Origin of the sequence: Mesorhizobium sp. B2-2-3 (genome assembly GCF_006442405.1) — a bacterium.
GTDB lineage: Bacteria > Pseudomonadota > Alphaproteobacteria > Rhizobiales > Rhizobiaceae > Mesorhizobium.
In genome coordinates this window covers 1-14715 of sequence record NZ_VFWC01000006.1, presented here as the reverse complement: position 1 = coordinate 14715, position 14715 = coordinate 1, and the positions used below count along the sequence as shown (strand labels likewise).

Below are 14715 nucleotides of genomic sequence, written 5' to 3'. Positions count from 1 at the left end.
ATGGAATAAGCTGGCTCGCCCAAAATTCATTCGTCGGCGACCTTCACCGATGGGGTCGACTTCTCGAATTGAGGCAGCGCGTCGTCGATAGAATAATAATCGCCCTTGTCACCCACGAATATGTGGCATTGGCCCTCGAGGCCTGTCGGTTCATCGAACGATCCCGCCAGAACCGAAACATAGGCGTTGTCCCGCGGTTTCCAGAAAAGCAGCGATCCGCATGTCTTGCAAAAACCGCGCCCGGCGAAGGCGGACGCCTCATACCAGGTGATGTTGTCGGCGCCGTCGATATCGATATTGGCGTCCGGGACATTGGTTGCGGCATAAAAATGTCCACTCTGCTTGCGACATTGCGAGCAATGGCAATAGATGACGCCGCGCAACGGCCCTCGCGTCCTGAAGCGAACCGCTCCGCAGAGACACGATCCCGTATGATTTTCACTCATCGCACCATCCCAAAAGAAATCGCTGCTGACAGGATCCCAGCTTTTCGATGGCTGCGCGCAAGAAAATGCGACATGCATTTGGCGCGCTCGGGAATTGTTTGTTGACAGATGAAGGCGTGTTAAGCCGGAATCAGCGAAAAACAGGCCGGATTCAGCGGATTAAGGAAACTTTAGCGCTGCTGCATCTATGATCCTCGCAAGCGAAAGTCGTGAGTGGGGACGCGCCTTCTTCGCAAGATGGACTGGAATGGCCAGCGTTCCCCAGGTCGGCGACATTGGATGCCTGCGAATGCCGCAGCGTGTTCCCGGGGAAGAGTGAACAGAACATGCAGCCGGCAGCCGCCCAGAGCGAACGAAGCACCGATATTGCGAGCACTGTCCTGGCCACAATGCGCCAGCTCGGCGTGCTCGGCCTGCCACGCAACTACGAGATCTTCTACGAGGCCTTGAGCGGATCCAATCGCGAGCTCAGCCTTGCCGTCGTGTCGCTGAGCGGCCGACCGACACAGGACGACATCGACCAGATCGGACGCGCCTTCTTTGCCCAGAACCATGGCTCCGGCATCGTCGAGCATGCCAGGGAAGTCATCGCCAACGAACTCGAGGACATCGCTTCGCTGCTGAGGAGCGAGCGCAGCCACATCGAGAAATACGGCAGGATCCTCAACGAAACGTCGAGCGGACTCGGCAGAAACAGCCTGCTGTCGCCGGATGTTCTGCAAAAGATCGTCAACGCCATGGCGGTCGCCACCAATTCGACGATCGATCATGGCCGGCAGGTTGCCTCGACGCTCAGCGACAAGACCGCGGAACTGGAAAGCGTCAAGTCGAAGCTCGAGGAATACAAGCGCCTGGCCGACACCGACCCCCTCACGCAAATCTGGAACCGTCGCGCCTTCGACAAGGAAATCACCAGGATCTACAACAGCAACAAAGGCATCCTGTTCAACGCATTGATCCTCGCCGATATCGATCGGTTCAAGGACATCAACGACAGGTACGGCCATCCCGTCGGCGACAAGATCCTCCAGATCATCGCCGATATATTCCAGACCAGCATTCGCGCCGACATGTTCGTCGCCCGCACCGGCGGCGAGGAATTCGCGCTGATCGTCGAGGGCGCAAGCGAGGACGCCACCTACGAAATCGCCGAACGCATTCGCGCGCTGATCGAGCAGTCGCCTTTCACCAGCAGCCAGACCGGCATGAATTACGGCACCGTCACCGTCTCGATGGGCATCTGCATGGCATCCGAAGCCGAGGGCCCTGAAGACCTCTACAGCAAGGCAGACCGGGCGCTTTACCGCTCAAAGGTCAGCGGCCGTAACCGCGTGACCAGGCATTCGGCAATGGCGGGCCGCGCCGGCAAGAGCTGGCTGCTCTACAAGCAAGACTGATTTTTCGGCAGGAAGCGCTTTTCCTGTGAGCTGCTTTGGACGGGTCAGCCGTTGGCGACCTGCTTGTGTTGCACCGGGTGGCTTTTCTTGAGCAGGTCCGACACCAGGAACGCCAGTTCGATGGCCTGGTCGGCATTGAGGCGCGGGTCGCAATGGGTGTGATAGCGGTCCTGCAATTCCTCGGCGGTGATGGCGCGGGCGCCGCCGGTGCATTCAGTCACGTTCTTGCCGGTCATCTCGACATGGATGCCGCCCGGATGCGTGCCTTCGGCGCGGTGCACCTCGAAGAACGTCTGCACCTCCTTCAGGATGCGGTCGAACGGCCGCGTCTTGTAGCCGGCCGCTTCGATCGTATTGCCATGCATCGGGTCTGACGACCAGACGACGCTACGGCCTTCCTTCTGCACCGCCCGCACCAGCTTCGGCAGATGCTCGGCGACCTTGTCGGAACCGAAGCGCGCGATCAGCGTCAGCCTGCCTGGCTCGTTCTCGGGGTTGAGCAGGTCGATCAGTTCCAGCAAGCCGTCCGGCGTCAGCGACGGGCCGCATTTCAGGCCGAGCGGGTTCTTGATGCCGCGGCAATATTCGACATGCGCATGGTCGGGCTGGCGGGTGCGGTCACCGATCCAGATCATGTGGCCAGACGTCGCGTACCAGTCGCCGGAGGTCGAATCGACACGCGTCAGCGCTTCCTCATAGCCGAGCAGCAGCGCCTCGTGGCTGGTATAGAAATCAGTCTCGCGCAGCGCGAAATTGGTTTCGGAGGTGATGCCGACCGCGCGCATGAAATCCATCGTCTCGGTGATGCGGTTGGCAAGCGACTCGTATTTTTCGGCCTGCGGGCTGTCGGAGACGAAGCCGAGCATCCAGCGATGCACATTCTCCAGGCTGGCGTAGCCGCCCTGCGCGAAGGCGCGCAAAAGATTGAGCGTTGCCGCCGACTGACGGTACGCCATTTCCTGGCGGGCAGGATCGGGAATGCGCGACTTGAGGTCGAATTCGATGCCATTGATGATGTCGCCGCGATAGCTCGGCAGCGTCACCTCGCCCTTGGTCTCGTTGTCGGACGAGCGTGGCTTGGCGAACTGGCCCGCAACGCGGCCGATCTTCACCACCGGCTGCGCACCGGCGAAGGTCAGCACCACCGACATTTGCAGGAAGACGCGGAAGAAGTCGCGGATGTTGTCCGCGCCATGTTCGGCAAAGCTCTCGGCGCAATCGCCGCCCTGGAGCAGGAATGCCTCGCCGGCGGCGACGCTGGCCAGTTGCTTCTTCAGCTTGCGCGCCTCGCCGGCAAAAACCAGCGGCGGAAAAGTGGCGAGCTGGGCCTCCGTGTTCTTCAGCGCGGCAAGGTCCGGATAAGCAGGGACCTGCTTGATCGGCTTTGCCCTCCACGAATTCGGCGACCATTTCGTCATCGCTGCACCCAACGCTCTTTCCGGCAAGCACCCTCGCCCGCCATTTCCAGCCCCCATGTGGGGTGGCGGCTCCATACACGAAGCCGATTTCCTATTCTAGACCGGAATTTCAGCGCTGGCGAATGGGCCGGGCTGGCTACGCCGCCTTCTCCACCAGCCGCGCCAGTTGCGTCATCACCACCGCCGAGCCTGCCAGCCGCTTCTCGGCGGTTGGCCAGTCGCGGGTGAAGACGACGCTTTGGTCGGGTCGGATCTTGGCCAGCGAGCCCTGCTCGCCGATGAACTTGACCAGTCCGACCGGGTTGGGGAATTCGCGCTTGCGGAAATGGATGACGACGCCCTTCGGCCCGGCGTCGAGCTTCTCGACATTGGCCTTGCGGCAGAGCGCCTTGATGAAGACGATCTTGAGGAGATGCTTCACCTCCTCCGGCATCGGGCCGAAACGGTCGATCAGCTCGGCGCCGAAAGCATCGATTTCCTCGGTGCTCTCGAGGTCGCCGAGACGCCGATAGAGCGCCAGCCTGAGCTGCAGGTCCGGCACATAGCTCTCCGGGATCATCACCGCCGTGCCCACGGCGATTTGCGGCGACCAGCCGCCATCCAGCACCTCGCCGGAGTCCTTCACCTCGGCGACCGCCTCCTCCAGCATCTGCTGGTAGAGCTCGAAGCCGACCTCCTTGATGTGGCCGGACTGCTCTTCGCCGAGCAGATTGCCTGCGCCTCTGATGTCGAGGTCGTGGCTGGCGAGCTGGAAGCCGGCGCCCAGCGTGTCGAGCGACTGCAGCACTTTCAGCCGACGTTCGGCGGTGTCGGTCAGCTTGCGGTTGGCCGGCAGTGTGAACAGTGCGTAGGCGCGCACCTTCGAGCGCCCGACACGGCCGCGCAACTGATAGAGCTGCGACAGGCCGAACATGTCGGCGCGATGGACGATCAGCGTGTTGGCGGTCGGGATGTCGAGGCCGGATTCGACGATGGTGGTCGACAAGAGAACGTCGTACTGGCCGTCGTAGAAGGCGTTCATGATGTCGTCGAGTTCGCCCGGCGGCATCTGGCCATGGGCCACCGCCACCTTCAGTTCCGGCACGGATTGGTTCAGGAAATCATGGATTTCCGCCAGATCGCTGATGCGCGGCACGACATAGAAGGAATGGCCGCCGCGATAACGCTCGCGCAACAACGTCTCGCGAATGACCAGCGGATCGAAGGGCGAGATGAAGGTGCGCACCGCCATGCGGTCGACCGGCGGCGTGGCGATCAGCGACAGTTCGCGCACGCCGGTCAGCGCCAGTTGCAGCGTGCGCGGGATAGGCGTCGCCGACAGCGTCAGCACGTGGACGTCGGTCTTCAGGTCCTTCAGCCGTTCCTTGTGCTTGACGCCAAAATGCTGCTCTTCATCGATGATCAGTAGGCCGAGATTCTTGAACGAGATCGCGCTGCCGAGCAGCGCGTGGGTGCCGACCACGATATCCACCGTCCCTTCGGCGATGCCCTTCTTGGTCTCTGCCAGATCCTTTGCGCCGACCAGCCGCGATGCCTGGGCGACGCGGATCGGCAGGCCGGAAAAGCGCTGCGAGAAGGTCTTGAAATGCTGGCGGGACAACAGGGTTGTCGGCACGACGACCGCCACCTGAAATCCTTCCATCGCCGCGATGAAGGCGGCGCGCAGCGCCACTTCGGTCTTGCCGAAACCGACATCGCCGCAGATCAGCCGGTCCATCGGCTTGCCGGCCGCCAGATCGTCCCTGACGGAATCGATCGCCGTCTGCTGGTCATCGGTCTCCTCATAGGGGAAGCGCGCGGCGAACTCGCCATAGAGGCCTTCCGCCGGCACCAGCGGGGGTGCAGCGCGCATCTGCCGTTCGGCGGCGATGCGGATCAACTGCCCGGCCATGTCGAGCAGGCGTTTCTTCAGCCGCGCCTTGCGCGATTGCCAGGCGCCGCCGCCGAGTTTGTCGAGTGTCGCCTCGGCTGTATCGGAGCCGTAGCGCGACAGGAGCTCGATGTTTTCCACCGGCAGGAACAGCCGGTCGTCGCCGGCATAGTGGATTTCCAGGCAATCATGCGGCGCCCCGACGGCTTCGATTGTGCGCAGGCCGATGAAGCGGCCAATGCCGTGGTCGGCATGGACGACGATGTCGCCAGCCGACAGGGCCGAGGCTTCGGCAATGAAGTCGGACGCGCGCTTCTTGCGCTTGGAGCGCCGGATCAGCCGGTCGCCCAAAATGTCCTGTTCGGCGACGACGACCAGTCTTTCGGTCTCGAAACCGGATTCCAGCGGCAGCACGGCCAACGCCGCCTGCCCCGGCTCGAGTTTCTCCGCCTCCGCCAAGGTCGCCACCGGCGCAAGATTGCCCAGACGATGTTCGGCGAGAATTTGGCCGAGCCGGTCGAGCGAGCCCTCGGTCCAGCCGGCGACAATGACGCGGCGGCGTGCCGCGCGTTCGTCGGCGATGTGCTTTACCGCCACGTCGAAGACATTGACGTTGGGGTCGGCGCGCTCTTCCGCGAAGCTGCGGCCATGGCGCGAGCCGGCGTGGAAGACCTTTCTCGCTCCCGCATCCGGTGCGTCGAAGGCGGTGAAGTCGATCGCTTCGCGCGGTCCGAGAGAAGCGACGAGATTTTCCGGCGAGAGGTAAAGCAGGTCCGGCGCCACCGGCTTGTAGGGCACCGCGTCCTTCAGCGCACCTTCGGCCTGCTTTTTGCGCGCCTCGTAGTGATCGAGGATCAGCGTGTGGCGTTCGGCAAGCGCTTCATGCGCCAGATGGTCGAAAACGACAGGCGTGTCCGGCAGATAGTCGAACACGGTCTCCAACCGCTCGTAGAAGAACGGCAGCCAATGTTCCATGCCCGCGAAGCGCCGGCCTTCGCTGACCGCGGCGTAAAGCCCATCGTCCCGCGACGGCGCGCCGAACGCTTCGATATAGGCGCGGCGGAAGCGGCTGATCGTCTCCGGCGTCAGCGCCACCTCGCTCATCGCCTGGAGCGCCATGGACTTGCGCTGCCCGGTGGTGCGCTGCGTGGCCACGTCGAAGACGCGGATCGATTCCAGCGTATCGCCGAAGAAATCCAGCCTCAGCGCCTCGGCCCAGCCGGGTGCGAAAAGGTCGAGGATGCCGCCGCGCACGGCGAACTCGCCGATGCCGCGCACCGTCGGCACCCGGTCGAAGCCCGATGTCTCCAGCCGCGACACCAGCGCGTTCATATCGACCTGGTTGCCAGGTTTGGCGTGGAAGGTCTGCGCCTCGATGAGATCCGCGGGCGGAATGCGCTGGAGCAGCGCATTGGCGGTGGTGAGAATGACGGCGCGATGCGGCTTCCTCGCCAGCGCGATCATGGCGGCGAGCGCGTCGAGCCGCCGGGCGGCCGCATCCGAGCCGGGCGAGACGCGGTCATAGGGCAGGCAGTCCCAGGCGGGCAGTTCCAGCACGGGCAGGCCGGGAGCGGCAAAGGCCAGCGCCTCTGTGATTGCCGGCAGGCGCTGCCCGTCGCGCGCCACGAACAGCACCGGCTTGTCGGGCGCGATCTCGCGCGCCGCCTGCACCAGCGCGAAGGCTTCATAGCCGTCGGCGACGCCGTCGACGATGAACTGGCCGGCACGGCCTTTCGGCAAGCCGATGGTGGGAATGAGGCTCATGGAAGCGTTCTTCAAAAGGTCATTGTCCGGCGTGAAGCCATGATTTTTTGCAGGACCGCACAATCAATTTCGGCGGGAACAGGACGTTCGCCGGTGATCAAGGGCAGGAACTCGGTGTCGGGAATATCGAGGAGCTTTTCATATTGGTCGATTTCATCGCCGGTCAAGGCGCCGATCTCAGCATCGGCGAAGGTGCCAAGGATAAGGTCCATCTCGCGCATGCCGCGGTGCCAGGAGCGAAACAAGAGCTTGCGGCGGCGGGCGTCGAGCCCCTCGCTTGATCGTTTCGTTCCCGTCATTGTGCCGCATCCTCGCTTGCTGCGGCGCATATAGCGTGGATAGAAGGGGCTGTCAGCCTTGCGCTGCAGCCGTCGCGACATAAGCTGACATCATGCGTCCTTCCATCCTTGACCCGCTTTTCGTCCCGATCACGTCGCTCGCCGGTGTCGGGCCGAAGGTCGGCGCGCTGATCGAAAAAGTCGTCGCGGCCGATCTCGGCGACCGAGCGGCGCGCGCCGGCGATCTTCTGTTCGTGCTGCCGCATACCGTCATCGACCGCCGCAACCGGCCGGGCATTGCCGGCTCGGCCGAAGGCGCCATTGTCACGCTCGACCTGCGCATCGACCGCCACCAGCCGCCGCCGCGCGGCAACAGGTCGGTGCCTTACCGGGTCTACGCCCATGACGATACCGGCGAAGTGGCGCTGACCTTCTTCCACGCCCATGCTGCCTATCTGGAAAAATCGATGCCTGTGGGCGAGCATGTCGTGGTCTCCGGACGCATGGAATGGTTCAACGGGCGCCCGACCATGGTCCACCCGGATCATATCGCCTTGGCCGGCGACGCCGAAAACCTGCCGCTGGTCGAGCCGGTCTATCCGCTCACGGCGGGGCTGTCCGCCAAGGTGCTGCGCCGCGCCATCGGCCAGGCGCTCGGCCGTCTGCCGGAACTGCCTGAGTGGCAGGATGGTGCTTTCATGCGCCGCCAGAGTTTCCCGTCTTTCGGTGACGCGCTGGCCCGCATCCATCATCCCGCGGACCCGATCGATGTCGCCATCGAAGGCGCCGCATGGCGGCGCCTCGCCTATGACGAGTTGCTGGCGGGCCAGGTGTCGCTCGCCCTGGTCCGGTCGAGGGTCCGCAGGCTGTCCGGCCGGCCGCTCACCGGCGACAGCCGGATCGTCGACAAGCTGCGCGCGGCCCTGCCCTACACATTGACCGCGTCCCAGGAATTCGCGCTCGCCGAAATCAATGCAGACCTCGCCGACCCCGAGCGCATGCTGCGCCTCCTGCAAGGCGACGTCGGCTCCGGCAAGACGGTCGTTGCGCTCCTGGCCATGGCGCGTGCCGTCGAGGCTGGCGGCCAGGCTGCCCTAATGGCGCCGACCGAAATCCTGGCGCGCCAGCATCTGGCGACGATCGCCCCTTTGGCGGAACGGGCAGGCATGCGCACGGCCATCCTCACCGGTCGCGAAAAGGGCCGCGAACGCGCCGAAACGCTGGCGGGACTGGCCGGCGGCGAGATCGACATCGTCATCGGCACGCACGCGCTGTTCCAGGAAACGGTGGCGTTCCACGATCTTGTCCTTGCCGTCGTGGACGAGCAGCATCGCTTCGGCGTTCACCAGCGGCTTGCCATCACCGCCAAGGGCGACGCGCCAGACATGCTGGTGATGACGGCAACCCCCATTCCGCGCACGCTGGTGCTGACCGCCTTCGGCGACATGGACGTCTCCAAGCTGACGGAAAAGCCGGCCGGCCGGCAGCCGATCCGCACCGTCACGCTGCCGCTTGAGCGGCTGGACGAACTCGTCGATCGCATGGTGGAAGCGGTGGCCGGCGGCCAGAAAATCTACTGGATATGCCCGCTTGTGGAAGAATCCGAAGAGATAAAGCTGATGTCGGCCGAGGACCGCTTTGCTTCCCTGAAGCCGCTGTTCGGCGACCGGATCGGCCTCGTCCACGGCCGCATGAAGGGCGCCGAGAAGGACGAAGCGATGCGCGCCTTCAAGCAGGGCGAGACACGTATCCTGATTGCCACAACCGTCATCGAGGTCGGCGTCGACGTGCCGGACGCGACCATCATGGTCGTCGAACACGCCGAACGTTTCGGCCTCGCCCAGCTGCACCAGTTGCGCGGCCGCGTCGGGCGCGGCGACAAGCCTTCGTCCTGTGTATTGCTCTACAAGGATCCGCTCGGCGAAACGGCCAAGCGGCGCCTGTCGGTGATGCGCGAGACCGAGGATGGCTTCGTGATCGCCGAGGAGGACCTGAAGCTGCGCGGCGAAGGCGAATTGCTTGGCACCCGTCAGTCCGGCACGCCGGGCTTCCAGGTCGCGCGCATCGAGGCGCATGCGGACCTGCTCGAAGCGGCCCGCGATGACGCAAGACTGATCCTGTCGCGTGATCCGGACCTGCAGACCGAGCGCGGCGAAGCGCTGCGCCTGCTGCTCTACTTGTTCGGCCGCGACGAGGCGGTGCGGCTCCTGCGGGCGGGATAAGGCCCGAGCGGCGGATTGGCCAGGGTGCCCGTGATCGGCTCGCCATTCAGCATCACCAGCTTCGTTTTCACCTCCGGCGCCACCAGCCCGGCCGAGACGATCAGCTTGGCGCCATCCTCGATCGTCATGTCGAGCAGCACGATGTCCGATTTCGGCACATACATCAGGAAGCCCGTCGTCGGATTGGGCGTGCAAGGCATGAAGACAGCGGTCAGCGGATCGCCTTCCTGGTCAAGCTTCTGGTTGATCTCGGTTTCCTTCTCGCTGGCCACGAACACCAGCGACCAGACCCCCTTGCGCGGATATTCGACCAAGCCGACCTGGCGGAACATGTCACCTTTGTTCGACAGCACGGTTTCGAAAATCTGCTTCAGCGAGCGATAGATGCCCCGCACCAGCGGCATGCGGCCAAGCAGGCGCTCGCCGAAATTGACGATGGCACGGCCGACGATATTGGCGGTCATGAACCCGATCAGCGTGATCAGGACGAGCGCCACGATCAGCCCGAACCCCGGAACCTGGAACGGCAGATAGGTATCGGGACTGTAGCGTGCCGGAATATAGGGTTTGACCCAGGAATCCACCCAACCGATGAAGGACCACGCGATATAGGCGGTGATCGCCAGCGGCGCGCAGACGACGAAGCCTGTGAGGAAATAGTTCCTCAGCCGGGTCATGCCGGAGGTCTTGAGAGCATCTGACATGGTTCACCGGGGCGCGAGTTGCAGCGCAAACACTAGTGAACCGGAAGGCGCTTTGGAACTGCGAAGTTTTTAAAGCACCTGTTTAAAAAACGCCTACTCCACCGTCACCGATTTCGCCAGATTGCGCGGCTGGTCGACGTCGGTGCCCATGAAAACGGCGGCGAAATAGGCCAGCATCTGGATCGGCAGCGCGTAGATGATCGGCGAGATGATTTCCGGCACGTCCGGAAGGATGATCGTCTCCATCGTCTTCACGCTCGCCTGCGCGGCGCCCTTGGCGTCGGTGATCAGGATGATCTTGCCGCCGCGCGCCGCCACTTCCTGCATGTTGGACACCGTCTTCTCGAAGATGCGGTCATGCGGTGCGATGACGATGACCGGCATGTTCTCGTCGATAAGCGCGATCGGGCCATGCTTCAACTCGCCCGCGGCATAGCCTTCGGCGTGGATGTAGGAGATCTCCTTGAGCTTCAGCGCGCCTTCCATGGCGAGCGGGAAATTGGTGTCGCGTCCGAGATAGAGCACGTCCTTGTAGCGCGACAGTTCCCGCGCGATCCGTTCGATCTGCTCTTCGAGCTTGAGCACCTGGTTGGCATAGCGCGGCGCCTCGGAAAGCGCCCGCACCAGCGACTTTTCCTCGTCCCGCGAAATCGTGCCGCGCGCCACGCCTGCCCGGACGGCGAGCGAAGCCAGCACCGACAACTGGCAGGTGAAGGCCTTGGTCGAGGCGACACCGATCTCCGGCCCGGCCAGCGTCGGCAAGATAACGTCGGATTCGCGCGCCATGGTCGATTCCCGCACGTTGACGACGGCGCCGATCTTCATGCCGGCCTTGCGGCAATAGCGCAGCGAGGCCAGCGTGTCGGCGGTCTCGCCCGATTGCGAGATGAAGAAGGCGGCGTCGTTCTTCGACAGCGGCATTTCGCGGTAGCGAAATTCAGAGGCGACATCGATGTCGACCGGGAGCCGAGCGTAGCGCTCGAACCAGTATTTGCTGATCAGCCCGGCGAGATAGGCGGTACCGCAGGCCGAAATCGCCAGCCGGTTAATCGTAGCAAAGTCGAACGGCAGGTCGAGCGGCTTGGAGACGCCGGAAACAAAATCGACATAATGCGCCAGCGTGTGCGAGATCACCTCCGGCTGCTCATGGATTTCCTTCTCCATGAAGTGGCGGCGATTGCCCTTGTCGACCATGAAGCTGGTCGAGAGCGACTGCTGGCGCTTGCGGTCGACCTTTTCGCCGTCAATGTCGAAGATGGCGACACCGCTGCGGCGCACCACCGCCCAGTCGCCGTCTTCCAGATAGGTGATCGAATTGGTGAACGGGGCAAGCGCGATGGCGTCGGAGCCCAGGAACATCTCGCCGTCGCCATGGCCGACCGCCAGCGGTGGGCCGTTGCGAGCGCCAACGATGAGGTCCTCGTCGCCCGTGAACATGATCGCCAGCGCAAAAGCGCCTTCCAGCCGCTTGAGCGCCTTGTGCGCGGCATCGACCGGCTTCAAGCCTTTCGCGACTTCCCGCGCCACCAGATGCGCGACGACCTCGGTGTCGGTCTGCGACGAGAAGGAATAGCCGTCGCGGATCAGTTCGTCGCGCAGCTCGGCGAAATTCTCGATGATGCCGTTGTGGACGATGGCGACGCCATTGGAGAAATGCGGGTGCGCGTTGGTCTCGTTCGGCACGCCATGCGTGGCCCAGCGGGTGTGACCGATGCCGATCGTGCCGTCGAGCGGCTCGTCCTTCAGCCGGCGTTCGAGATTGACCAGCTTGCCTTCGGCGCGGCGGCGGCCAAGCGCCCCCTTCTCTATGGTGGCGACGCCGGCCGAATCGTAGCCTCGATATTCAAGCCGCTTCAGCGCATCGACGATGAGCGGCGCAACCTGCGAATGGCCGACAATTCCAACGATACCGCACATGCAGACAGTCCCCAATCCCCGGCAGAACCCGGGCGCTATCTACGGATTGCCGGGCTCTCGCGAAAGTTACTTTGCGTTTCGTTCCGTGTAATGGGAACAGTCTCGTACGCATGCATCATGACACAGCGCACTTGCAATCCAGTTACTGCAATCGTTCAGTTTTTGAAGACCGGTTTTACCTCTTTTTGGCAACCGCGGCCGACGCGAAGCGCTCGCGCAATTCCTTGCCTTTGCCGGGGATCGTCTTCTGGCGGGCACGCCCGAAGGCCAGCGCATCGTCGGGCACGCTTTCGGTGATGACGCTGCCCGAGGCGATATAGCCGCCCTTGCCAATGGTGACCGGCGCGACAAGCGAGGAATTCGATCCGACGAAGGCGCCCTCGCCGATATCGGTGAAGTGCTTCAGATAGCCGTCATAATTGCAGGTGATCGTGCCGGCGCCGATGTTGGCCCCGGCGCCCACCCGCGCGTCACCGATATAGGTCAAATGGTTGACCTTGGCGCCCTCCTCGATGACGGCCTGCTTGACCTCGCAGAAATTGCCGACCTTGGCTTTCTGTTTGAGATCGGCGCCCGGCCGCAGCCGCGCGAAGGGGCCGACATCGCAATGAGCGGCGACGATGGCGCCTTCGATATGGCTGAAGGCGTGAATCCTGGCGCCGCCTGCGATCTTCACACCCGGCCCGAACCAGACGTTCGGCTCGACAATGGTATCGGCGCCGATCTCGGTGTCGTGCGAGAAATACACCGTTTCCGGTGCGATCAGCGTCACGCCCGAAAGCATCGCTTCCTGCCGGCGGCGTGCCTGCCAGATGCCTTCGGCCTGCGCCAGCTCGGCGCGGTTGTTGATGCCGAGCGCATTCTCGAAGCTGGCTTCCTTGGCGACGACATCGAGGCCCTGGTTGCTGGCAAGCTCGACGATATCGGTGAGATAGTATTCGCCCTTGGCGTTCTTGTTGCCGACGGCGTCGAGCAGTTTCAGCGCCTGGCTGCCGGCAATCGCCATCAGCCCGCCATTGCAGAAGGTGATCTTCTTCTCCTCGTCGGAGCAGTCCTTTTCCTCGCGGATGGCGACGAGCTTGCCACCTTTTTCGATCAGGCGGCCATAGCCGGTGGGGTTCGCCGTGCGGAAGCCGATGACCACGACGGCAGCACCTTGCGCCAGCTTCAGGCGTGCGGCCGTGAGGGCGTCCGGATCGATCAGCGGCGTATCGCCGAACATGACGAGGATATCGTCGTAACCTTTTGATATAGCAGCGCGCGCGGCAAGCACCGCATGCGCGGTGCCGAGGCGCTTTTCCTGCACGAAAGCCTCTGCCTTCGGCGCGAATTTCTGCGCCGCCTTGCGCATCTCCTCGGCGCCGTGGCCGATCACCAGCGCAAGATCGCCGGCGCCCGCTGCCTCGGCCGCCTTGACCACATGCGCGACCATCGGCAGCCCGGCGATCTGGTGCAGCACCTTGGGCAGCGCGCTCTTCATGCGCGTGCCTTCGCCGGCGGCGAGGATGACGGATAGGCATGTTCTCTGGTTCATGGAAGGACAACCATAGGAAAAGCGTTGGGAATCAAATCATGCTAGCAGTGGGCGCCATGCTGCACCAATGCGGTTAAATTCCGGTGAGATGGTGAGCAGCCGACTCTTAATCAGCGGGTCACAGGTTCAATCTTGTGCGCACCCGATACCGACAGCCTTATCCCAGCCGGCCCAGCAGCGGAAAATTCTCCAGCAGCCAATACGACACGGCCTGCACCCCGCCGGTGAGGAAAAACACGCCGGCGACGACCAGCAATGCGCCGATCGCCTTCTCGACGCGGCCGAGATGGACGCGGAATTTGCCGAGGAAACGCATGAAGGCGCCGGAAAACAGTGCCGCGATCAGGAATGGGATGCCGAGGCCGAGCGAATAGGCGGCGAGCAGCAATGCGCCTTCGCCCACTGTCTCGCGGCCGCCGGCCAGCGTCAGGATCGGCCCCAGCACCGGGCCGATGCACGGCGTCCAGCCGAAGGCGAAGGCCAGTCCCATGACATAGGCCGCAACCGCGCTTGCCGGTTTGCCCTGCGACTGGAAGCGCGCCTCGCGCGACAAAAGCGGAATGCGCAGGATGCCGAGGAAATTCAGCCCCATCAGGATGATCAGCACGCCGGCGCCCATTGCCAGCGGCTCCTGCCAGACGCGCAGGAGGCGGCCGATGCTCGAGGCGCCGGCGCCCAGCGCGACGAACACGGTCGAGAAGCCGAGCACGAAGGCAATCGAGGAATAAAGCAGCGCGGTACGGGCGCCGGCTTTGGCGGCTGCCCCGGCATTGCCGCGAAAATCGTCGACCGACACGCCGGCCATGTAGCAGAGATAGGGCGGCACCAGCGGCAGCACGCAAGGCGACAGGAACGAGATCGCCCCTGCCCCGACCGCGCTGACATAGCCTATATCGAGTGCCATTCCAGAACTCCGACTTTACGGGCCGATATAGCGACGCCCGGGCCCCTCTGCCAATCACCATTGTGTTGGCATGCCCGGGAATAAACGTCGGTACCTGCGCGTTGATCGAGCGAGGCCGCGATTGCCGCGCATCCTCGGATCAGCAGGGAGATTTCGATGAAAACCGTGACACTAGGGTTGGCCGCGCTTTTGCTCAGCACCGCCGCGTCTTTCGCAGCAGAGGCCTGGAAGGAGGCCGAGGTCGGCGGCACCAAGATCTAC

Annotated in this window: 10 protein-coding genes; 2 read left to right on the top strand and 8 right to left on the bottom strand. The window is 63.5% G+C overall.

All coding sequences use genetic code 11. The features are described from left to right. Positions 1–26: 26 nt before the first annotated feature. Positions 27–446 carry a GFA family protein gene (locus tag FJ951_RS12440; protein ID WP_140515267.1) on the bottom strand — a complete coding sequence of 140 codons (420 nt, stop codon included), beginning with the start codon at positions 444–446 and terminating at the stop codon, positions 27–29. A 326-nt stretch (positions 447–772) separates the two neighbouring features. Between FJ951_RS12440 and FJ951_RS12435 the strand changes: the two genes are divergently transcribed. Next, positions 773–1843, top strand: coding sequence for a diguanylate cyclase (locus FJ951_RS12435; RefSeq protein WP_140515266.1), 1071 nt, complete (start codon positions 773–775; stop codon positions 1841–1843). A gap of 44 nt (positions 1844–1887) precedes the next feature. Here FJ951_RS12435 and FJ951_RS12430 read toward each other — a convergent pair whose 3' ends face one another. The 3 genes from FJ951_RS12430 to FJ951_RS12420 form a co-directional block, all read right to left on the bottom strand. Further along, a complete protein-coding gene (locus tag FJ951_RS12430; RefSeq protein ID WP_140515265.1) occupies positions 1888–3261 on the bottom strand; it encodes a 3-deoxy-7-phosphoheptulonate synthase class II in 1374 nt (457 codons plus the stop codon). A 136-nt stretch (positions 3262–3397) separates the two neighbouring features. Further along, complete coding sequence (gene mfd / locus FJ951_RS12425; RefSeq protein ID WP_140515264.1) at positions 3398–6895, bottom strand: transcription-repair coupling factor; 3498 nt, start codon at positions 6893–6895, stop codon at positions 3398–3400. Positions 6896–6906: 11 nt separating this feature from the next. Next, on the bottom strand, positions 6907–7194 hold the full coding sequence (locus tag FJ951_RS12420) for a succinate dehydrogenase assembly factor 2 (protein WP_140498959.1): 288 nt from the start codon (positions 7192–7194) through the stop codon (positions 6907–6909). A 92-nt stretch (positions 7195–7286) separates the two neighbouring features. On the opposite strand from FJ951_RS12420, the gene recG reads away from it, so the two are divergent. After that, entirely contained in the window at positions 7287–9395 is a 2109-nt protein-coding gene (gene recG, locus FJ951_RS12415; protein ID WP_140515263.1) for an ATP-dependent DNA helicase RecG, read from the top strand. Here the strand turns inward: recG and FJ951_RS12410 are convergent. The 4 genes from FJ951_RS12410 to FJ951_RS12395 all read right to left on the bottom strand — a co-directional run bounded on the left by FJ951_RS12410 (position 9347) and on the right by FJ951_RS12395 (position 14454). Then, positions 9347–10099 (bottom strand): DUF502 domain-containing protein, encoded by a 753-nt coding sequence (locus FJ951_RS12410; RefSeq protein WP_140498963.1) that lies wholly within the window; start codon positions 10097–10099, stop codon positions 9347–9349. The genes recG and FJ951_RS12410 overlap by 49 nt on opposite strands. Positions 10100–10192: 93 nt before the next feature. Then, a complete protein-coding gene (glmS, locus tag FJ951_RS12405; RefSeq protein ID WP_140498965.1) occupies positions 10193–12016 on the bottom strand; it encodes a glutamine--fructose-6-phosphate transaminase (isomerizing) in 1824 nt (607 codons plus the stop codon). A 175-nt stretch (positions 12017–12191) separates the two neighbouring features. Then, positions 12192–13550, bottom strand: a complete 1359-nt coding sequence (gene glmU / locus FJ951_RS12400; RefSeq protein ID WP_140515262.1) for a bifunctional UDP-N-acetylglucosamine diphosphorylase/glucosamine-1-phosphate N-acetyltransferase GlmU — start codon at positions 13548–13550, stop codon at positions 12192–12194. 157 nt (positions 13551–13707) lie between these two features. Then, the gene (locus FJ951_RS12395; RefSeq protein WP_140498969.1) at positions 13708–14454 is read right to left on the bottom strand and encodes a cytochrome c biogenesis CcdA family protein; all 747 of its coding nucleotides are present in this window, start codon (positions 14452–14454) and stop codon (positions 13708–13710) included. Between the last annotated feature and the right edge of the window lie 261 nt (positions 14455–14715).